This window comes from Blautia sp. Sow4_E7 (assembly GCF_052116245.1).
Lineage (GTDB): Bacteria > Bacillota > Clostridia > Lachnospirales > Lachnospiraceae > Blautia_A.
Genome location: NZ_JBQKLL010000050.1, coordinates 1 through 21,502, shown reverse-complemented (window position 1 = coordinate 21,502; position 21,502 = coordinate 1). Strand labels below are relative to the sequence as shown.

The 21,502-nt window shown below is 42.1% G+C and carries 20 protein-coding genes and 1 pseudogene; 2 read left to right on the top strand and 19 right to left on the bottom strand.

Going from position 1 to position 21,502, the window contains the following annotated elements; translation table 11 throughout:
- Positions 1 to 70 precede the first annotated feature (70 nt).
- From ACTQ50_RS17595 to ACTQ50_RS17560, 8 genes are all read right to left on the bottom strand, one after another.
- Positions 71 to 262: a hypothetical protein gene (locus tag ACTQ50_RS17595; RefSeq protein ID WP_441485275.1), complete on the bottom strand. Its 192-nt coding sequence runs from the start codon at positions 260 to 262 to the stop codon at positions 71 to 73.
- Positions 263 to 286: 24 nt separating this feature from the next.
- The gene (locus ACTQ50_RS17590) at positions 287 to 574 is read right to left on the bottom strand and encodes a DUF4491 family protein (RefSeq protein ID WP_110436407.1); all 288 of its coding nucleotides are present in this window, start codon (positions 572 to 574) and stop codon (positions 287 to 289) included.
- A 175-nt stretch (positions 575 to 749) separates the two neighbouring features.
- Complete coding sequence (locus ACTQ50_RS17585) at positions 750 to 1,616, bottom strand: DNA/RNA non-specific endonuclease (RefSeq protein ID WP_441485274.1); 867 nt, start codon at positions 1,614 to 1,616, stop codon at positions 750 to 752.
- 738 nt (positions 1,617 to 2,354) lie between these two features.
- A complete protein-coding gene (locus tag ACTQ50_RS17580) occupies positions 2,355 to 3,728 on the bottom strand; it encodes an MATE family efflux transporter (RefSeq protein ID WP_441485273.1) in 1,374 nt (457 codons plus the stop codon).
- 45 nt (positions 3,729 to 3,773) lie between these two features.
- Positions 3,774 to 6,260: an alpha-L-arabinofuranosidase C-terminal domain-containing protein gene (locus tag ACTQ50_RS17575; protein ID WP_441485272.1), complete on the bottom strand. Its 2,487-nt coding sequence runs from the start codon at positions 6,258 to 6,260 to the stop codon at positions 3,774 to 3,776.
- Positions 6,261 to 6,274: 14 nt separating this feature from the next.
- A complete protein-coding gene (locus ACTQ50_RS17570; protein ID WP_441485271.1) occupies positions 6,275 to 8,887 on the bottom strand; it encodes a carboxylesterase family protein in 2,613 nt (870 codons plus the stop codon).
- 23 nt (positions 8,888 to 8,910) lie between these two features.
- Positions 8,911 to 10,866 (bottom strand): right-handed parallel beta-helix repeat-containing protein, encoded by a 1,956-nt coding sequence (locus tag ACTQ50_RS17565; RefSeq protein ID WP_441485270.1) that lies wholly within the window; start codon positions 10,864 to 10,866, stop codon positions 8,911 to 8,913.
- Positions 10,867 to 11,063: 197 nt separating this feature from the next.
- Positions 11,064 to 12,620, bottom strand: coding sequence for a GH39 family glycosyl hydrolase (locus tag ACTQ50_RS17560; protein WP_441485269.1), 1,557 nt, complete (start codon positions 12,618 to 12,620; stop codon positions 11,064 to 11,066).
- Between the two features lie 192 nt (positions 12,621 to 12,812).
- Here ACTQ50_RS17560 and ACTQ50_RS17555 point away from each other — a divergent pair, with 192 nt between their 5' ends.
- Positions 12,813 to 13,655, top strand: a complete 843-nt coding sequence (locus ACTQ50_RS17555) for a helix-turn-helix transcriptional regulator (protein WP_441485268.1) — start codon at positions 12,813 to 12,815, stop codon at positions 13,653 to 13,655.
- Positions 13,656 to 14,552: 897 nt separating this feature from the next.
- Here ACTQ50_RS17555 and ACTQ50_RS17550 read toward each other — a convergent pair.
- The 6 genes from ACTQ50_RS17550 to ACTQ50_RS17525 all read right to left on the bottom strand — a co-directional run bounded on the left by ACTQ50_RS17550 (position 14,553) and on the right by ACTQ50_RS17525 (position 18,488).
- Positions 14,553 to 15,557 carry an aldo/keto reductase gene (locus ACTQ50_RS17550; protein WP_441485267.1) on the bottom strand — a complete coding sequence of 335 codons (1,005 nt, stop codon included), beginning with the start codon at positions 15,555 to 15,557 and terminating at the stop codon, positions 14,553 to 14,555.
- A 10-nt stretch (positions 15,558 to 15,567) separates the two neighbouring features.
- Positions 15,568 to 16,335, bottom strand: coding sequence for a carboxymuconolactone decarboxylase family protein (locus ACTQ50_RS17545; RefSeq protein WP_441485266.1), 768 nt, complete (start codon positions 16,333 to 16,335; stop codon positions 15,568 to 15,570).
- A gap of 28 nt (positions 16,336 to 16,363) precedes the next feature.
- Positions 16,364 to 16,834: a flavodoxin gene (locus ACTQ50_RS17540; protein WP_441485265.1), complete on the bottom strand. Its 471-nt coding sequence runs from the start codon at positions 16,832 to 16,834 to the stop codon at positions 16,364 to 16,366.
- A 126-nt stretch (positions 16,835 to 16,960) separates the two neighbouring features.
- Entirely contained in the window at positions 16,961 to 17,839 is an 879-nt protein-coding gene (locus tag ACTQ50_RS17535) for a LysR family transcriptional regulator (protein WP_441485264.1), read from the bottom strand.
- 27 nt (positions 17,840 to 17,866) lie between these two features.
- Complete coding sequence (locus ACTQ50_RS17530) at positions 17,867 to 18,292, bottom strand: GNAT family N-acetyltransferase (protein ID WP_173774139.1); 426 nt, start codon at positions 18,290 to 18,292, stop codon at positions 17,867 to 17,869.
- On the bottom strand, positions 18,285 to 18,488 hold the full coding sequence (locus tag ACTQ50_RS17525; protein ID WP_441485263.1) for a hypothetical protein: 204 nt from the start codon (positions 18,486 to 18,488) through the stop codon (positions 18,285 to 18,287). The genes ACTQ50_RS17530 and ACTQ50_RS17525 overlap by 8 nt, the downstream gene beginning before the upstream one ends.
- Positions 18,489 to 18,673: 185 nt before the next feature.
- Here ACTQ50_RS17525 and ACTQ50_RS17520 point away from each other — a divergent pair, with 185 nt between their 5' ends.
- Positions 18,674 to 19,060 (top strand): plasmid mobilization protein, encoded by a 387-nt coding sequence (locus ACTQ50_RS17520; RefSeq protein ID WP_441485262.1) that lies wholly within the window; start codon positions 18,674 to 18,676, stop codon positions 19,058 to 19,060.
- A 102-nt stretch (positions 19,061 to 19,162) separates the two neighbouring features.
- Here the strand turns inward: ACTQ50_RS17520 and ACTQ50_RS17515 are convergent, their stop codons facing one another.
- From ACTQ50_RS17515 to ACTQ50_RS17495, 5 genes and pseudogenes are all read right to left on the bottom strand, one after another.
- Positions 19,163 to 19,567, bottom strand: coding sequence for an arsenate reductase ArsC (locus ACTQ50_RS17515; RefSeq protein ID WP_117699022.1), 405 nt, complete (start codon positions 19,565 to 19,567; stop codon positions 19,163 to 19,165).
- A complete protein-coding gene (locus ACTQ50_RS17510) occupies positions 19,560 to 19,814 on the bottom strand; it encodes a DUF5714 domain-containing protein (RefSeq protein ID WP_347088700.1) in 255 nt (84 codons plus the stop codon). The genes ACTQ50_RS17515 and ACTQ50_RS17510 overlap by 8 nt, the downstream gene beginning before the upstream one ends.
- Positions 19,815 to 20,038: 224 nt before the next feature.
- Positions 20,039 to 20,341 carry an ArsR/SmtB family transcription factor gene (locus ACTQ50_RS17505; protein WP_082413811.1) on the bottom strand — a complete coding sequence of 101 codons (303 nt, stop codon included), beginning with the start codon at positions 20,339 to 20,341 and terminating at the stop codon, positions 20,039 to 20,041.
- 133 nt (positions 20,342 to 20,474) lie between these two features.
- Entirely contained in the window at positions 20,475 to 20,999 is a 525-nt protein-coding gene (locus tag ACTQ50_RS17500) for a flavodoxin family protein (RefSeq protein ID WP_441485261.1), read from the bottom strand.
- A gap of 88 nt (positions 21,000 to 21,087) precedes the next feature.
- Positions 21,088 to 21,306: pseudogene (locus tag ACTQ50_RS17495) on the bottom strand (hypothetical protein); the annotation flags it as partial.
- Positions 21,307 to 21,502: the final 196 nt, after the last annotated feature.

The following is a 21,502-nucleotide window of genomic DNA, read 5'->3' as shown; positions in this document are numbered from 1 at the left end:
GCCATTCAACAACTGTTATATATAAAACAAGGGTGAGAAGCCTGATTTTCAGGCTTGCCACCCTTACATATCATAGAAGAATCTTATTTACAGACTTTTTCTCATAGTCTCCAAAGAGTTTTTCGTAGGTGGCTTTCGAGTCATAGTAATTTCCCATTAAGTAAGCAAGTACCTTGCCAGCCCAAAGTGCTGCAACATGGTTTTGCAAGCAATCCGCAACGTTCGCTCCTCCAGTATTCACCTGTAATCTCCATACCGCCATCTTCTCATCTCCCCGCTTTCTTCTTTAGTGCTTATCCACCTTCCGCTTCGGGAACCATCCTTTTGCCACTCTTTTTTCCTGTTCTTTCAATTCCTTAATGCTCCAAAAGCAACTGACGCCCAAAACACCCAGAGAAACCGACCAAAGTATTTCCTGCATTCTTACGGATAGAATCATACACAAAATGCCCACCAGCAAAAATACCGGCCAACAGCGGCTTCCAAAGTAATACTCCGCATATATAACAATAGGATGGAACAATCCAATCAGAAAAAAGGTAAGCACACCAATCAATATCCCACTAAAATTCATCATAACTCCTTGTCCTTTTCCTTATACAAACAGCACATTATCGCAGACCGGCGCAACTTATCTTCTGCGTGCAACAGTCGCCCTCAACAGCATATCCAATATGCGCAAAGAAGAAGTATTGTAATATAGAACTACAACCTTCCTCTTCCATATTTTTTTAATATCTGACACATTTTTACGGATTGCATTTTTTACACGGATCATAACCTGCAGCAATCAGCGCATCCCTACTCTCTGATGAGGATTTTTTATTGCTCTCCTTCATCTGTTTGACCGATGAACAGAACGGCCGATGAAATTTCTTTGTATTGGTATTGAGGATATAGGATTCCGTGCTGGTCTGCTGAGAAGCTGCCTGCGTAACAGCCTGTGTGGCCTGCTCTGTTACTGCCGTCTGATTTGTTCCAGAAGCCGAGCTGTCACCCGTTGCATAATTGATGTTAATTCCCGGCTGAACATTATAAACGTAAACGCAGCACAAAATACCTTCGCCTTTGTCTTCTACGGATTCCGCTTCCATTAGTACGCCGGATGCTACGAGATTACTGCCTTCAAAAACCGGAGTCACCCGATACAGCACATGATTTCCAGTTTCTTTTACATAGTCCGCTGCCATATTCTCAAACGGCAGCATTCCCTGAACATTCAGATATCTGGTCCCAGTGATTAAGTTCTTCTCGTTTGCATTTTCTGCAGTAAGCTGATAACCGATCAAATGGCAGCGATTATATAAATATTTGCCATCCACATTGTCATATTTGATCGTATGCCAACCAGATGGCTTTACCTGCCCAATAGAGCCGCGCTCTTCTGTCGGCATCAGATCTTTTCCAACTGATGCATCTTTCACTTGAAACGGATGCTCTTTGAATGGACGAAGACGCTCAATCTCAATTTCTATGATTCTTTCTTCGTTTTCTCCTGATTGTCTGTTTGGCTCAGTCATCTTGACTCCTTTCCTCCAGGATTCAGGAACTAAAAAATGCCTGCCTGGAACTTTTATAGATAGTAAAGTTCCAAACAGACATTGCTGTTTGACCATTAGCTGTAGCTAATAGAATTGAATACTGTTTCAGCTAATTTATGTTTGCAGGTTTGGGAGAGATTGTTTCTTTTCCCGCCTTTTCTCTGATTTACATCCCCGAATAAGGGGTGACAACAGAGCGGAACCCAAATGTTAGCTGGACTTTCTAAAACCCATGTTTGCAAACCAGTGATTTTGATTAGCTGTCAGCTAATCCAGCTAACATTTTCGAACGCTTTGAAGCCCGTCACCAAGAGGATTTGAACCTCCGACCCCTCGCTTAGGAGCTCGAGTCCCCGTTGGAAACCTATATTATTTTGAGTTAAGATAAGTCAATGAAATCATTGATTTTTCTACCCTTCCTGTAAATCCATGTCAAAATAAGAAAACTGAAAATCATCTAAGTTAAGCACCTCTCGCTGACAAATGAGTGACACTGTCACCCTGAGGGTTCAACCATTCCGTTCCTGCGAATTCATATTTATGGCTACCATTCTCATTTAGCAATGCAGTAATGATAACACTGTTTTCTTATTAGATTACTTATATATAACATGTGCGAGGTCGGATGTCGATAATTTTTTGACCATATTTTGCTCTGGTTTACAGTTTATCCAGCCACCCATCAAAACTTTTTTGACATCCTATCTAAAATTTATAACTATTCAGAGCCATCTGCGGCTGTATTCTCAGGCCGTTCTTATGTCTTTTTGTTAACAGGGTCAAAAAATAATGGATGTAATGTAATTGCCTAATTTACTGTGCATGATTCATTTTCTCCTTTGAAAAAGTTTTTATCCACTTTCCGCTCCTCAAGCGGAATACACACCATATCGATTTACAAATCTGATCTATTTTCAGAAAAACATAGATCCAAAAAGCATCCAGATGCCATACCAGCCCCGCCAGAATTCCAAGGGGCAATGACGCAGCCCACAGAAAAATAATATCTGCCACCATGAGAAATTTCGTATCACCACCGCCACGGAGCACTCCCTTTGTCAGAATGCTGTTCATAGACTGAAAAATAACAATAAATGCGATGGCGTCCATAAGCTCACCGGCAATCTGAGCCGTTTCAGGTGTTATATTGTAAAGTCCGATAATGGGTCTGCTTAATACCTTGATCAGACCTCCGCCTAAAATGCCCACTACCAGGCCAAGAATCAGGAATGTCCAGGCCTGCTGCTGTGCCTTTTCCCGTTCACCATGGCCCAATGTGTGACCGGTCATAATGCAGCTGGCGTGACAGATTCCCTGAATTATCACGGTCGTAAGCTGCTGTGTAACAACTGTTATTGAATTTGCCGATACAAATCCCGTTCCGATTCTTCCCATAACCATTGCTACCGCTGAAGTACCAAGAGCAAGCAGTGAATCCGAAACAAATACCGGAATGCTGATAGAAACATAATCCTTAATCAGGGAATTACATTTCATCCGCAAATCCTTCAGTCGATAGCCGATCTTGCGATCTACAAACAAAAAATATCCACATATCAGCGAAAATTCAAATACTCTGGCAATCAGTGTTCCCACTCCTGCGCCTTCTACTTCCATCCTGGGAACTCCCAGCTTGCCGAATATAAACATATAGTTAAATAGTATATTTACAAAAAAAGAACCTATGGATGTAAAGAGTGGAAAATTCACCTGTCCGACGCTTCGAAGCACAATCGTACAGGTCATGGTCATTCCTTGCAGAAAATAGCAGTATACCATCCACTTAAAATATTGAACTCCTTGCGCAATTACCACACTATCATTAGTATACATCCTCATAAGCAGCTGAGGGATCAATATGGTTGGCAGCATAAACAGAACCGCAAGTACGATGCAAAGCCGCAGCATCAGGGTTATGGTCTTTTTCAGAGAAGTAATATCCTGCATTCCCCAGAATCTTGAGGTCAGCACGCTGGCTCCCATGGCGATTCCCATACAGCAGATCTGGTATATATTCACAAACTGATTAGCCAGAGCCGTAGCAGAAAGCGAGGTTTCCCCAAGCATTCCCACCATGACGGTATCGGTCATATTGACACCGATGGTGATCATGCTCTGCAAGGAAATCGGAATGGCGATAACTGCCATTTTTTCATAAAAACATTTGTCTTTTACCAGTAAATTCATAAAATTTGTCTTTCTATTCTCTTATCTTCTGTTCAGCGTCAACCTCTAAAACGCTTCGCACTTCTTCAGTCGCAAAGCACTGACAGAATATGGCGGTGCCTCGTATACGAACTCTGAGGAAGCGCCATGCATATTCACGGTAATATTCTTCACCTTCTCCGGCTCTTCAAAGCTGTTTTCATCCCCCTTTTCACCGCTAAGAAGTGTTACGGTATAGTCGCCCTGTACCTGACAGTCCAGTGTAATGGAAACCGGATCCACATCTCCTGCAAAATTAACCGCCTTAATAATGATTTCGTCCTTGGTGTCAGTTACTACCGAAACAAAAGCAGGTCCGTAGGGAATCGAAATTTCCTTCTGAAGCTCACCATCAACATACAGGCGAATCTGTTTTCCGTCCGTTTCATATCCAAAGCGGTGATATTCTCCCGGTTTTACTGAAATAGCAAAGTCCTCAGTCAGCTTGTTGTCATGCATATAGCCAAACTCTTCCAGTGAACATTGTCCTCCATTAACCTTCCAAAGGAACGGACGCACCAGAGCTGCATCCCATTCTTTTTCCACTCCGGCCGTAATCACGAGCTGCTCCTCATAATAGGAACGAACCACCCTGGCACTGAATATACCCAACTCGAAGTAAGCATTTTCCTCAACAAAAATATCGGTCTCAAATCTTCCATAAGTCTGGTCTTCTTCTCCAAATACCACAAAGCTCTTGGTCTCATCAGCCCATTCCAGAATACTGTGAAATTCCTTTTTCTGCTCCTCATCCGGAAGCTGAAGCAGGCGGCCATCCTCTGTATCCTGCACATGTCCCATTAATTCATGAGTAATCTTTGCTTCTTCTCCATTCCAAATGGGATTTCTGAAGCGAAGTTCCTTATTGGATTTTAAAGATGCCATTCCGGTTCTCGGACGATAAACACGTCCTCCCTCATCTTCGGATCGCACCACATATTCTCCGCGATTTTGACCGAACATTTTCCAGACATAATAAGTAGGAATTCCAAGGCTCTGATGATTATTGAAACGAATCAGATTAGGATACCACGCTCTGTAATTTACATTTTCAAATAATGGAGCATAAGAGGCCAATGTTACGATATCCTGATTTTTCTCAATACCCATAAGGAAAGCCGCTTCTCCCAAAGCCGCATACAACTGTCCCATATAGTTGCCTTCGTTTACAGCCACCTCTCCTACAAAGATTTTTGGTCCCTTACGATCGTAGTCATCATAATAATTTACACGTTCTGCAAAGAACTCTGTTGTATTGTAAAAATGTTCATCCACGCACTCGGCAGGACAACCATTTTTCTCTACATGCTCATTGGCTATGGTTTTAATCTGGGGATACAGTTCCTTTACCTTCTTATAAATCATGTTGTATCGCTTTTCATAATCCGGCCCCCAGTTTTCATTACCAATTTCCAGATAGGTCATTTTAAAGGGTTCCGGATGCCCCATAGAAGCACGAAGCCTTCCCCATTTGCTTTCCTTAGAGCCGATAGCATATTCAATGGCATCCAGTGTATCCTGTACCATTTCATCAAGAGCCTCTCCTTCCAGAAGGACACTCTTTCTTCCCTGACAGGTCATTCCGCAGTTACATACATACAGGGGCTCCATCCCCAGATCCTCGCAAAGCTGCAGATATTCATGAAAGCCAAGTCCTAATGTACTTCTGTAATGCCACACAAACAGCTTACTGGGTCTTTCCCATGCCGGACCTACCGTATCCCGAAATCTCATCGCTGTGGACGGTGTCGTTCCTTCCACAATACAGCCTCCGGGAAAACGCATAAACTTTGGACTCATTCCCTTAAGCTTTTCTACAAGATCTGTTCTGAGTCCATGCCCCATGTAGGTATTGTCAGGCATTAGTGAAATAAATCCCAGCAGAACCTCTCCGCCTTCTTTGCAGGAAATAGTAAGCTGTGCCTCGTGACAATCTTCAGCTGCTGTCAGCTTCATGTCATATCTTGTATACTCCTGACCGGAAACCACCAGACTGTTTCCAGTCAGTACTTTTCCCTGGTATTCGATCGCTACGTCCAGTCCTATTTTTTCCTTTGCTTTTGCAAATAAATACAAAGAGTAACTTTCTCCAGCCTTTACGGATATACCGCAGTAACCGGTATTAGTCAGAGATCCGTCCTTTTCAAACTGCATACGCAGAGCTGCGTCCCGATGTTCATTCAGGGTATCCGTCAGTTCCAGTTCCATCTTTGCATTGTGTGTATACCATGCCGGTATTTCTGTCTCCGGAATATTGTTGCCCTTTACCCAGCGGCATAAGCCTTCTCCGTTGCAAAACTCATCCAGCCATCCGGATACGGTTTTTACATGGATGCCATCCTCCTGCTGTATATAACCCTCCGGTAAAATGGAATCTTCGAAGCTTCTGTTTCGAAGCATTTCCGGATAAAGTCCTCCGTCTCCGGCACGGTTAATGTCTTCAAAAAAGATTCCGTATAAATCCCTGGCTGTCTCAAATCGTCTTTCCTTTGTTTTAATCTTTAACTTGCTCATTGTAGGCTCCTTTTTTACATTCCAAGAGTTTTGATCACTACCTGTGCCAGAATTCTGGCAAGATAATCATTGGGGTGATTTAACCAGTTTCCGGTTATATCAATGTATCGTTTTCTCTTTCCGATTTCTTTTTGAACTGCCTGTATATCTGCTATAGCAACTCCCATACCTTCTAAGCCCTTCAGACTTTCACTGTATTCATCCTGATGTGCCCAGAAATGGTGTGGCTCCGTAGCAGCCAGTTCATTGGGAAGCGTAGACGCAATCAATAAAAATTCCGTTTTCGGACTAACCTTCCGGATTGCCTCTATAAGTCTGCCTGTTTTATTTCTGTATTCTTCCATACCGCAACGGTCATTCATTCCAAAACCAAGAATAACCAGATCCGGATGGAAGTTGGCTGCACGCTGTGATGAATTTTCGATTGCCCATTCGGAATCCACTCCTCCTACCGATGTGTTGTGGAAGCATACCGGACTCTGCCATTTTTCCTCCATCTGATGGAACAGCAGCTCTGCCCAGGTAGGCTGTCCCGGCTTCTGTCCATACATACCGCTGCAGTCACAGCCACAGCACACGCTGTCCCCATACAAAACGATCTTAACGGGTTCTCCTACTTCCAGCTTTGCAGAGAGCTTCGGCAGTTTGTCCAGTTGACTTTCCGGAGCGGAAAGTAACTCCTTCTTCGTTGCCTTATAGGTAACTGCGATCTGTTTCTCTGTAACAAGCTTCGGATTGCCTACGGCACATAGGTTTAAGAATTTTCCGTTGGTAGTCACTAGCGGACCGAAATCTTTTGCAAATTCGCTTGCTTCTCCTGCCTTCTTTGCCGTATCAAAGTCCGGATAGAGGAAGGTATCCCATCCGGTTACCGGTATGTGACTCCCTTCAGGAATTACCAGCTCATCTCCCTCTACAAGGTAATCGATCCCCTCTTCATATACTGTTTCCCCGTCATAGCTTTCTACGGACAAAACTTCTTTTGGAGTCCACAGGAAAGAAGCCCTGCATCCATTCTCATCAGCAACTGCTGCAAAGGTTTCCCGGAAGCAATCCCCACCTTCCCATATCGGCTCCAGCCATTCTTTATGGAAAATCTTTCCTATCGAAAGGGTTTTCTTGATCTGTTCTTGTAAAAATTCCTTAAAGGGTGTCACCCATCCGCAGTTCACTACCGGTCTATCTGACATGAAGATCATCTCACAGGGCTTTTCTTTTTCATATGGATACCAGTAGGGCATTGGCTTTCCGTCCGCATCATTGCCGTTTGGATCACCTGTTTTTATGAAATTCACCCAGTAATTGCACATCATTCTGGAAAGATCGTAATGCTGCCCCACAAAGGGTCTCCAGCATTTCGCCAGTGTTTCAAAGAAAAACCATAAATCTACAGAATGGAAGGTTCCGGCATTATCCCATCCTGGAATATCTGAATCAAACCTGTAATAATAGTAGGGTTTTTTTTCACCTGCACTTTTTTTATCTGAAAAAAGACACTTGATCGTACATTCAATTCCGTTTACCTTCGCATACTTTCCATCAGAATCCTCCCGCATTGCCTCGGGAAAGCGCAAAAAGGTCTCAGCATTCTTTCCGAAAATCTCTTCTGCTTTCTTTTTCAAATCTTCTTTTGAGGAAGCTTCTATATAACTGGGAAATTCATCTGAAGTATTTCCAGACATAACGGGAACATTTACATGCTTGCCTTCCATGAAAAGAACCATTGGGTCACCTACACAGAACTTGTGATCCAATACGGTAAACATAGCCGGAAATATTTTGGTATATTCCTCATACTTGTCACGAATCGTAGCCGCATCCAGCTTACGAGCCTGCTCAATAGTTGAGCAACCCAGGAAAGAAAGAAAATGCTGTCCATTTTCCTCAGCATGCCACAATTCCTCCGGCACTCCGATTCCTCCAACCTGATAAGGAGAGCGAATCATTGCACTCATCACTACTGCACGATGAAATAAGCCTTCATTATCCATACATGCCATCTGGCTCATAACACTTCCGCCTCCGGCTGACTGTCCTGCAATGGTCACATTACCCGGATCTCCACCAAAGAAAGCAATATTTCTCTGTACCCATCGAAGTGCTGCCTGCTGATCCAGACTTCCAAAATTAGTCGGTGCGTCAGGCTGCTCCTCTGTCAGCTGAGGATGTGCCAAAAATCCAAAAACATTAACCCGGTAGTTTACCGTTACAACAACCACACCGCGACGTGCAATTCTCTCTCCGTCAAATTCCATTTCGGCAGGATATCCACACTGGAGTCCTCCTCCGAAAAACCATACCAAAACCGGCTGTTTTTCTGTTACTTCTTTAGCACCTGTCCATACGTTCAGATACAGACAGTCCTCATCCATGGCAATTTCCGGATCCACATGCCACTCACGGATATACACGTTATCACCGATTCCCGGGACGCTCTGCATGGAAATCGGAGCAAAGCGATAGCATTCACGAACTCCATCCCAGTCTTCACAGGGCTGGGGTGCTCTCCATCTGTTCTCTCCTACCGGAGGAGCCGCAAAAGGGATTCCCTTAAATGCAGTTATCCTAGGGTCTGCGGCTTCAATACCTTTCACCCATCCATTTTCTGTTCGTACTGTTCTCAGCATAATTCCTACCTCCGTTAATTTTACTATTTCTTTCTGGGATCAATGTCATAAATCCGGTTAGGATCAAGCTCTGCAAAAGGTCCCGGCAGGCATCTTCCGTTCTTAATTTCTATTCCATAAAAATCTGCCTGTATCAATGCACTTGCATCTACTGATCGCGTCTTTTCCGGTTCAAATACAAAATTTCTTTTCTCCAGTTCACCTGGGAACGCAAAGGGTTTCTTTGCCGCCTTTTTGCAGGTAAAAGTCAGCTTTTCTGTATCAACATCAACGTCAAACCAGGCCTCCTGTCCATGCAGGTCAAAGCCGTAAAATTCCTGCCAAGCAGGAAGATGCAGGCATACCGGAGGCTGTGGATAAAGGATTCTCAGGTAACCGCCCTCTTCCTTTACGTAGCAATTACCCTCTGCCTCGTTGGCCTTGGTGGGCATCTTTATAGCCGCCTCCTCGCAATGATAGAAAATATTATTGATAAGCTTTGCATCCACAGAAGTTCCGCCTCTGTTCATTCCTTCCGCCCGAAATGAAACAGGCTTTGCGAAATATCCTGCACTGCGGCAGTTTCCTATGAGATTATTCACAATTCTTAGGTGATCCGTGCCTTCGCCATAAATACCGTAACCGTTCACGACATCATATTCTTCCATCTTGTACCAGCCGGTTGATCCAGGCTCAACCGGAATTTTCTTCGGATCAAAACGTCCCTCTACATTCCAGATTATGTTGTTATCGATCAGGTTGACTCCATCTCTTGTACACTCAATAAAGATAGCTTCTCTCTGCTCCTTGCCATCCAGGAACAGATTTCCTGTAATTCGGTTATTTTCGTTTCCACAATCAAGCCAAATATGATCCGCCCGGAATGTATTCCGAAACACATTGTGACGGATCAGGCCATCTACACTGTTATGAAGCTTGATAGCTCCTGCTTCCCAGGAAAGCTCCATTTTCTGCCAGCCCGTTCCCTCGATCAGGTTGTCCTCGATCAGCATATGAGCAGCAAAAAGTCCGGCGATGCCGCATACTCCCGCATCTTTGATTGTGCATCTTCTCACTACGCTGTGACCGATCACCTGTCCCGGAATCAGTTCGTGATGCCAGCATTCATTTCCTACATCGATGCCTACCGCATTGGACCAGTCAATGGTGCAGTCCTCGATGATCCAGTGGTGGCCTCTGTAACAGGAAAGAGCTCCCCGCTGAGGAACCGGTGCTCCTGTAGCCGCATGGGCACAGATAATTCCCTTTACTTTAATATAAGAAAGGAAGGGGAACTCCGGTGCGAAGCACTGCTCTCTGCATGTAATCTCAATCTTATGGTCTGAAGGATCTGCATCTCCCGGCAGACGGAAATGAACTGTCTGTCCATTGGCTTCTACCCAGTAGCTTCCCTGACATTTGGACATCTGATTATATAAAGCCACCTGCTGCAGAGGTTTTCCATCACAGAAAATCATTCCTCTTCGGTTCAGATAAGTAGTCATATCTGTTTTTTCATATTCAATAAATAACCTGTCGTGTAATATATTAACCGCACAAAACGGGTTATATCCTTTGAAAAGTTCTGGATTCAGGCGATATTCCCATATGCGGATTTTTTCCCTGTCTATTTCATCTTTAAAATTCCCCTGAACACGCCAACCGGTGCTGGGGTTAAAATCTGTAACTAATTCAGAGGCCTTAATAACAACCTCATCGTCTCCATAAGCTTCAAAACTTACCATATTCTCCGGAGATGATCCTCCGGCTGTTGGGTGCACACACTCCCGATATTCCCCACCATGAATCAAAACACGGCTGCCTGCTGTTGCCAGCTTTGCCGCAGCATTAATTGTTTTCAGCGGTTTCTCCAAAGTACCCTCATTTGCATCATCCGCCATAGGGTGATTCTGATTAACATGAATTTCTTTTTTATAAGTTACCGGCACCTCCCAAAATTCAAAGGATTTTCCGTTTGGTAAAATTGCTGAATGATCCATATTGTTCCTGCCTTTCTACTAAAAACAAGGTGCGTCTTCCGTTAAGAGGCGCCTCAAAAATCAATCGTACCAGAATTGGTAACTATTTAGAACCAATTTTGAAATTACTGCAATCGCTGTATTGGTTATTTTGATATCCTCCTTTGCAAGCCTAATCCATGTACATTGTTTCATAAAGCAAATTACTGGGTGCTAGTTTAAGCCTTCAAGCTGACCACACGATCATAGTCATATCCTCGATCCGGATTCACCTTTCCGGCATTCAGTTCGAAATAAACCACACCGTTTTCGTTTACAGGAAGCTCTACGCAGATATTTCCGTCCTCCTGCTTTTTACGCTCTGTTTTTACAAAAGGTCTGGATGATTCCCGAATCAGCTTCGTCTGTTCCTCACTCAGATTGGCAGGTTCTCCCATATCATGCCATACCTTCAAGGGATTACATGTTTCCTCATCTACCGTCTTAGTCAGGAAGCAGTACTCCTCCTGTTCAGCCGGAAATGTAAACTCCAACAGCATTTTTTCTTTACCCTGTTCTGTACTTTTACGGGCAATATTCCAGGCTACACCTAGATAATCACCGTTTGCACGTTTCAAAACGACAATATTGTCATCCTTATATACACAATTGGCTTCACTTTCCTCAAGCTTTTTGTAAAAAGCAAATGTCCAGAAGGTCGGCTTGGTAATACAGCCATTGGCAACCAGTCCAAAGCCGCCGTGGAATGGTGTAAAAGGAACTCCCAGCTCTTCAAACACATCACCAAATGTCCAGTAGGAATAGGATTCATTCACATCTCCCAATCTGGAAAGCTGCTGTGCTATAAAGGCCGCATTCAGGTTTGTATCATGAATGACGCCCTGAGGAGTATAGGAGCTGTTGAACTCCGTGATATGAATCTGCAGACCCTTATATTCCGGGAAACTGTCAATAATATCCCTGGTTGTTTTTAAATTGGCAAAGCCGTCCTCTGCCTTCATCAGTTCAGAATATGCATAATGTCCAATACATTCCGGCGGATCAATGGTGTAATGATGTCTGGTTACGAAATCCACAGGTATGTGATTCTCATGGCAATATTCCATAAATGCCTGAATCCATTTCTCATCCGTTCCTCCACAAACAGCAGGGCCTCCTACACGGAATCCCGGATTCACTTCCTTTATGGCATCAAAGGTTCTATGGAACAGCTTAAAATATTCCTGCATATCCGCATTTTCCCAGAAGCCGCAAAGATTGGGCTCGTTCCATACTTCAATGGGCCATTGAATAACTTCCTCTTCTCCATAGCGTCCCATCAGATGCCGCAGCAATGAATGCACCATATTACACCACATATCATAATCTTTTGGAGGAGTGGTATTTCCCTGCCAGTAAAAGATAGTCTGGCTTCCACTTGCCAACTTTTTAGGCATAAAACCCAGTTCAAGAAAAGGTCTCAGCCCCACCTTCTTATAGGCATCCATTACTTTATCCAGATAAGTATAGTTGTACTCGACCCTTACCTTACCATCCTCCTCATAGGTCTGAAAGATCGCCATATCATCACAGAATAATCCATGTCCCCGGATATGCTTAAATCCGATTTCCTTTTGAACCAAGCGCAGCTCCTCCTGATATTCTTCTGTCAATGCAAGCCCCATTCTTCCGGTTCCCACACAATAATCTACATTATTATGAAAAAAGGCCTTTGAATCCTTTGTAATCACGATCTTTTTTCTGTCATTCTCTGTTGCTCCACCCAAATTTGCCATGCATGTATCTCCTTCTTCTAAATCATGTTCCTATGCAGTCACGCATCAGATGTCTGAACGCTGCACGATCCGCAACTCTCTGATGACGATTGCCATATTAATCTGATACTATCGCATTGATTTAAAGTTTCCAATGATTTATACTATAAGAAAATTGATATATCCTCTGATGTATCAGAACGGAGATTCCAGATGACTGAAATTGAATTTGTCGGCTACAGTGCCGTTCACCCCTCAGATTTTATATATGATGTTCCGAATGGCTTTACAGGCTATCTTCTGCTTCTTTTCGACTCTCCCTCGGAGCTGCTCATAGACGGAAGACTAATGCGGACAGCCGCCAATTCTGCTATTCTGTATACACCAGGAAGCAGGATTTATTACCGTGCTGCCGGTGAAGAATACCGGAATGACTGGATTCGTTTTCGTTCCGATCACTCCTTCGTGAAGCTGTTTCCGTTAACAAACACCCCATTTCCCGTAACAGATCCGGAATACTGTCATCAGCTTTTTAAATTACTAACCTGGGAGTCCGCCTTTTTCTCCTCTGAAAGCGAAGCAAACATTACTCACCTGCTGCGGGTTCTGTTCTCCAAATTAAGAGAAGGAACCCAGAATGAGTCCCCGGGTATTCACGATCATGAGCTGGCTGCATTGCATAAGATGATCTACAATAATCCTCAGCTTCCATGGAATATAAACATGATGGCTGCAAAGCTTCACTTAAGTCCCAGTCATCTTCAGACTCTCTATCACCGCCAATTTGGCTCCTCCTGCATGAACAATGTCATCGAAGGACGTCTGCGCCGTGCACAGGATTTATTAGAGTACAGCGAATACTCCATCCGCGACATTTCCGAGCAATGTGGTTATAATAATGTAGAGCATTTCTGCAGACAGTTCCGTCAGCATAACGGCTGTACCCCTGGACAATACCGGAAAAATGCATTAGCGGGAAGCAACAAAAGACTTCTCACCCACAATACCCTGGGAGGAAGGGAGTTTGAGAAGATTAATCGAAATATCCGGAAATAGTGTTTCGGTAGCTGCTTTATTCAGCATTTCCTTAAGCGTTCGCTTCTACCTGTAAATAAATTTCAGCTTTCCGATACCGATTTCATCTCCGGGTTCGATGATTTCCGACGCATTTGGTTCTAACCGCATCCCGTTCCGGAAGGACTGCTCCTGCCATTTTTCCAACTGTGATTGGCAGTTTTTGCACCGGGATATGATATTTGTTGCTCTTCCCAATTCCGTATAATTTATTATCACTATTCTCTATCCACGGAATAAATACGGTGTGCCCGGAATCATCCGGTTGCGGAATCTTTTCCGGTTCTGTGACGTCTTGATACCGGAATTCCGGGTGTCCTTCTGTTCCTGTCCTTTACCCTGCATTATCCAGTGTTCTGCTATATGTTGCTCTTGTATCCCTTCATTCCTGCTTCTGCTATTTACATTTCCCCTCCACTGCGTCCCTCTGTTCTTCTCCCTTTCATCCCAGGGCATCTCCTGTGTGCCCCGATTCCAGCTTACATTTTGTACCGGAGCTTCCCGGCTCTGACTTCCCTGATTACCTTATAGGTCTTTACCAGATCCGTGATCATCTCTTCAATCTAGCTCATAAATTCTGTGTCCTAATAATTTCCCTTCTCCACATCAAGAAGTTTCTGTTCTCTGACATTTCTTTGTCCTCTTTTCTTTGAATTATGAAAGAAAAATTATCCCTTCATATAACGAAACGCTCAGAGCCTGTTTTACAGTGGTCAAAAGCAAATTTTTTTACTTTTTTTCTTACGAGTTTTCTTGCGAGTTTTTTTAATGCCACTCGTAAGAAACTCGTAACATTAGATTTCTGCATTTTTCTTGAAATTAAGTAAAAGAAAAAGAGCATATGGAATTGAATCCATACACTCTATGATTACTGAAACTTTATTTCTTTTCATCAAGCAAAATAACACCTTGCGCCGGATTTTTATCAATTGCACCAACTATCTCATGTGGAACATATGGCTCTTCAAGATATGCAAGGTCTTCGGCAGTTAATTTAATGTCAAATGCTCCGGCTGAATCATCCAGATACTGCGTTTTGGTTGCCCCAATAATAGGCGATAAAATTCCCTTTGCCCACTGCCATGCAATGGCTATCTGGGACATTTTGCAGTTATACTTTTCGGCAAGCTCCGCTACACGTTTAACTATCTGCATGTCTTCCTCTTCAGTCTTATCATATTTTCCCATGGCAACCCTATCCGTGGTTCCACGAAGAGACTCTGATTTCCACTGTGGTCTTGCCAGATGTCCGGCTGCAAGAGGGCTATACAGCATTAACGAAACTTTCATTTGCTTACAAATTGGTAGCAATTCTCTCTCATCCTCTCTGTAAAGCAAATTATAATGATTCTCCATCGCAGAAAATGGTGTCCATCCATTGTCTCTTGCGGCTAACTGCATATTATAAAACTGATATCCATACATGGCAGATGCACCAAGTGCCCTGACCTTTCCTGCTTTTACCAGATCGTGCAGTGCCTCCATAGTTTCTTCAATTAGTGTATCATAGTCAAATCTATGGATGATATATAAATCAAGATAGTCGGTTCCAAGACGTGACAGAGTTCCATCTATTTCCCTCATGATTGCCTGTCTTGATAAACGACCTTCATTAAAATATACCTTGGATGCAATCACAACCTGATTTCTCGCTACATTTTTCTTCAATGCTTTACCTAAATATTCCTCACTTGTTCCTGCTGAATATCCATTTGCTGTATCAAAAAAGTTATATCCCAAATCAAGTGCATGCTTGATAACATTCTCACTTTCAGCTTCATCCAACGTCCAGTCATGCATGGTTCCAGCTTTCCCAAAACTCATGCAGCCCACACATAATTTTGACACTTCTATATCTGTATTTCCGAGTTTACCGTATTCCATAGTGCTCTCCTTATCTTAATCCAGCGTACTCTTTCTCCGATACCGCCTCACACCACTCATTGGAACAATCCACTCCCGGCACCTCAATTGCCAGATGGGAAAACCATTCATCCGGAGCGGCCCCATGCCAGTGCCTTACATCTACCGGAATGTTAATACAGTCACCCGGTTTCATTTCTACCGCATCCCTGCCTTCTTCCTGATAAAACCCTCGGCCGGCTACACATACTAAAATCTGCCCGCCACCGCTTTTTGCATGATGAATATGCCAATTATTCCTGCATCCGGGTTCAAATGTCACGTTGAAAATGCCAACCTGAGAAGTGGAAATCGGCGCAAGAAAACTTCTGCCAGAAAAATACTGTGCAAAGCCATCATTTGGTGCACCAATTGGAAATACCATCTCTTTTGCATGCACCCGCATTGCTTCCTCTTCGTATGGTAAATCTCCTTCACCTGCCTCCCACACTTCCTTTGCAAGATTGAAAACAGCCCATGCTTTTGGCCATCCTGCATAAAATGCGACATGTGTGATCACTGCAGCAATTTCTTTTTGTGTCACACCATGATTTTTGGCATTTTGAAGGTGATATTTTAAAGAAGAATCCGTAATTCCGGAAGCCATCAGAGCAACCACTGTAATGATACTTCTTGTTTTTATATCAATATCCTGATTATTCCAGTTTTCACCGAAAAGTACATCATCGTTAAAATGTGCAAACTCCGGCGCAAATTCGCCAAGCGCATTTCTTCCTGCTGTCTGTACTATTTTTTCCATATTCTGTATACCTCCATAACACTGCTGTTTATAAAGAATTTACCCACTCACTGACTTTCTGTTTTGTTCCACGGTTTAACAGACTGCCTTCTGTGATAACAGCCTCTGGTGCGGATGGCTGCAATTCTTTTACAGTATTACCGAATCCACTTCCACCGGATGTTGCAAAAAGGACGATCTTTTTACCGCTAAAATCATAGGCTTCCAAAAATGTATTGATAATTGTTGGAGCTACATACCACCAGATAGGGAAGCCCAGAAGGATTTCATCATAAGAACTCATATCTATCTCTTTCTTCATGATCTCTGGTCTGTATTTCTTATCACTCATTTCCACACTGCTCCGGGATTTTTTATTCATCCAGTCAAGATCAGCCTTTGTATATGTAACTTTTGGCTCAATCTCAAATAAATCAGCTTTTGCTTCCTCTGCAATCATCTCTGCTACTTTTTTTGTTGTTCCGCTTGCACTGAAAAATGCCACTAATTTTTTACTCATAATAAAAAGCCCCTTTCTATACGTATTTTTCACAAAAAAATAGATGTATAAGATTTACATTCATCTTACACATCTATTTTAAGCTCTATCGCTTCATTATGTCTAATGCTTATATTGAATTTTATTTTATGCCTGAAAAGCATTAATCTCCTCAATCATTTTACGGACTGCCAAAGAATATGGAATGTTTCGTCTCCAGGCAATCACAGTACTTGTTGTGATTTCAGGAGAAATTCTTCGCTGTACAAGAATATCCTCCCGCCAATACTTTGCAGCACCTTCGATGGATACCGGATAGCCCAGTCCATTTGCTGCCATAACTCCGGCATTCGTTCCAAGATTACTTGGAAAAGCAATCTGCAGTTTCGAAAAGTCTTTTCCAAACCAATTGGCAAGTTCACTTTGAACATTTACTCTTTCCGGCAGGATCAATGGTTTTCCAATAAGATCTTCTTTTCTTATAAACTCTTTTTCTGCCAGCGGATCATCCGGCCGCATTCCAACACACCAGTGATCGCAATCTGTGATCCGGATATAATCCAGCCCTTCGGTGTCCACCGGCTCCATGAATAATGCAATATCTACAAGTCCTTTATTCATCATCTCATACACTGCATCTGCTGTTGCAGTATGCAATACAATCTGAACCAGCGGATATTTTTCTTTATATGTTTTACATATCTCCGCCAATGTCTCCACCGCTGCAAATTCACCGCATCCAATGGTTATATTTCCCTCTACAACATCTTCTTTTCCTTTCAGTTCCTCAAGTGTTTTTTCCTCAAGATTAAGGATCTCCAGGGCACGCCTTTTTAATAAAATCCCCTCTTCAGTAAGCGAAATTTTCTTCCCGCTTCGAATAAATAATGTTACTCCAAGCTCCTCTTCAAATGCCGCCATTTGTCTGGATAGCGTTGGCTGGGTAATATGCAATTGTTCTGCTGCTTTTGTAAAGCTCTGTTCTTTTGCCACCGTCAGAAAATAGCGCAATAGTCTTAATTCCATATTTTTTATTCCCACAACTTCCGATTTCTATTTTTGTTTCCATAGCATAGTGTACTCTTTTTCACCAGTATCTTCATCCAAACCTTCACATTGAATAATGAACCCTTCTCTTTGGTAAAAAGAAATTGCTCTGGCATTCTTCTGATATACATTTAATCGTAAGCTGACTTTTTTATCCTTAATATAATCCAATAAAAGCTTACCTATGCCACATGACTGCATTTCATCAGAGACAAAAATACCTTCGATATATTCATCATTTAGTCCTACAAATCCTTGTATCATTTTATCTGCTTCAAACACATAAACTTCGGATTGTGACAGCATTTCTTTCACTAATTCATAATTACTTTTCCAGTATTGATTGGAAATAAAATAATGTGCTTTCAGATTTGTCTTTAACCATATGTCAGCAACTCTATCGATATCTTCGTTCAGCAACTTTCTAATCATAACAAATATTCTCCACAACTACGTCCTTTATGCTTTTCTCTTTTTTCCATTCTATCACAAGCTCACCATTAATCATCATTTTTTTGATATTTTTTCTTTTCCCCCACCGTAAAACAGCCTCTGAGCGTTTCGTTATATAGAGGGATACAAATAAGAGCAAGATCCACCCATGTTTAACAGTATTGCCGTTTGGCATCCTGTTCTCCTATGGGATTTATCTTGATGGGGATCTCCCCATACCCTCTCAATAACAGACGTTTCACTTGTCTGTTGGTTCCACCTAAAGGTGTTCACAGCACTATTTCTAATATCGGAAGGGACAGCCGATATTGAAATACGTGGACTCCCGGCGGGAGGAATAGTCTCAGCGGAAGGAAGAGTATGAGAACAAAAAACAAAGATAAAGAACTGAATCACAGACATTTTATAGGATTACGTCTTACAGATGTCGAACTGGATTTATTAGACCAAGGCGCTACTTGTTTATCTATTAGCCGATCAGAATATCTGAGAAAACTCCTGCTTGAGAAGCAAATCAATCATCAGATTGAAGTTGTTGCAGACATGAATGATCTCAGAAAACTGGTCAGTGAATATGGAAAAATCGGATCAAATCTCAATCAGATCGCCAAGCATTTTAATAGCGGTGGCAGTCAGTCACGTGCTATAGAAAATGAAATCCATCAGTGCATCACCGACTTATTCCTATTGAGAAAAGAGGTACTGAAACTAGCAGGTGGTATGAATGGCAATCGTAAAACACATTAAAAGCAGAAATGCAAATTACTCAGCTGCTATCAATTACCTTCTGTTTTCTTACATTGATAAAATGATAGATTGTCAGCTCTGCAAACTGGAATCTGATGCTGTCTACCTCTTATCCAATCCATTTTTTAATTTCAAAATATCTTTTCTGATTTTTTCAATGACTATCTTAAATTCCTCATCACTTTTTCCTGTTGGATCTTCAAGTCCCCAGTTATCATCAAACGGTCTTCCTATAAATGGACATCCCACATTACACCCCATTGATATTGCAATATCCGGATTTGGAATATCACTAACCAGCTTACTGAACTGCCCATCTGCTTCCATATCTATATTATATAATTCCTTCATAATACGGACAGCATCTTGGTTAATCTGTGGTTTTGTTTCTGTACCCGCCGAATAACTTTGAAACACATCTGATGCCAGATGTCTTCCAAAAGCCTCAGCAATCTGACTTCGGCAGGAATTATGGACACAAATAAATGCCACTTTTACATTACTCATGAAATGGACACCTCTCCTTTATACACTGCTCATTAAAATCTGTGAATCCACATTGCATTTGTTCGTATTGCAATGTTACTCCATAATGAGCATTCACATAATCAATACCATTCTTAAATGCTATCATTGCATCTCTCTTGCAGCATCTTGGTCCGTTTATGGCTCCTAATTCTCCGATTGCTTTCGAGGTAAACTGCATATGATTTCCCCATGTTCCATCTGTTGAAAGCGGACCTGTTCCGTCGATGATTGCAAGTGCAGCGCCAATGGATGTGATTGCTCCGCATATTCCCCATAAATCATAATCCAGATTAATACAGCCATAGGAATAGATATCCCTGCATATTCAAACTTATTTAATATATTGGGTATCATCGGGAAAAAATGTCCTATGGATACACCGATGATCATGCATAGAATGACCCACACAGATAAATACTTTTGAAAAAACTTCATCTTAGCATTTCCCCTCTAACAACAGCTATCTTTTTTGTCACAGCATGACTCACATGTCAAACTGCCAATAAAATTCTTGAATTCTAATAAAGTATCACAATTCAAAGAGTAATGATGCCATTTACCTTCTTTGCGATCATTCACCAATCCACATTCCACCAGTATCTTCATATGATGAGACAGGGTTGGCTGTGTAATTTCAAATTTTTCCAAGAGCCTGCATCCACATTTTTCGCCATCTGACAACATTTGCACTATTTCTAATCTGTTTGAATCTCCAAGTGCCTTGCAGATTAATGCAACATTTGTTAGTTCCATTTCATTTACCTCGCATTGATATTTATCTATGTGTGTAGATTAGCATATACATAGATAATTGTCAATGTGTTTTTATAAAATAAAGCCATACATTTTCATGTACAGCTTTAAAAACAGGAATTTGGTGTGTGCTTTATAAATTTTTTCCGATCCACTCAAGTTCGTTCATGGAATCCTTATTTTTTTCAAGTTCATCTCTGGCTGTTGCGTAATATGATTTTTTGAAAAGCATATCCCATGAAAGATATTTTGCCATACAGTCAAACTGCTTATCAATCAGCTCATACTGGATACTGCCTACAGGAGAACCACCTACAACAATTGTGCCAACTTTTTTGTTTTTTAACTGCAATCCACGGCAGTAGCACTTATCAATGATAAGTTTCAATTGTGCTGACATTCCCCACCAATAAACTGGTGTAGCAAAAAGAATCATATATGCAGCAGCAATTTTATCAATTGTAGAATTTGTATCATCCTTATCGACGCATCCCTTAGAGCATTGACAGACACCACATCCCTTGCATGGTGCAATGTTGAGTTTGTCGGGTTCAATGATTTCAATTTTATTCTTTTCTGACGCTCCTTTTATAAATGCATTGATTGCTGCCAGCGTATTTCCTTTTCTGGCACTTCCATTAATGATTACAATTTTCATGCGTGTATCCTCCAACTTCCGATTTGCACATCAAATCGTTTTCTTCATTCTATCACAACTTCTATTGATCCGCCATCAGTCTTTCGAATCAGGTATCCATGACAATGATAAACTGGCCTGCTCCTGGCAATTCTTGCAGCATTTCATCAAGAGTTTTCTGTTTCACATATTTCTGCACATACACCCAACAGGCAACGCTACTGGCTTCTGATACAATGTCAGCTATGGTTTTGCGCATAAGCTCTTCAAATTCAGCAATTTCTTCTTTTGGGACAACATCATACAGGGTTGGTGCCTGATGACTTACTCCATCCGTTCTCTGTGAAGATTCAAGTCCACCATACTTAAAATGGAATCATCTTCAGTTAATACTCGGATAATTACCGGTACTTTAGTAAGCGCCAAATATTCCTGCGGATTTTCTAATCTTCTGGATTCCTCTATAATTGTAGATGAAAGATATTTAGACTATTTCACTACAATCATGGAGGATAGGTTATGGC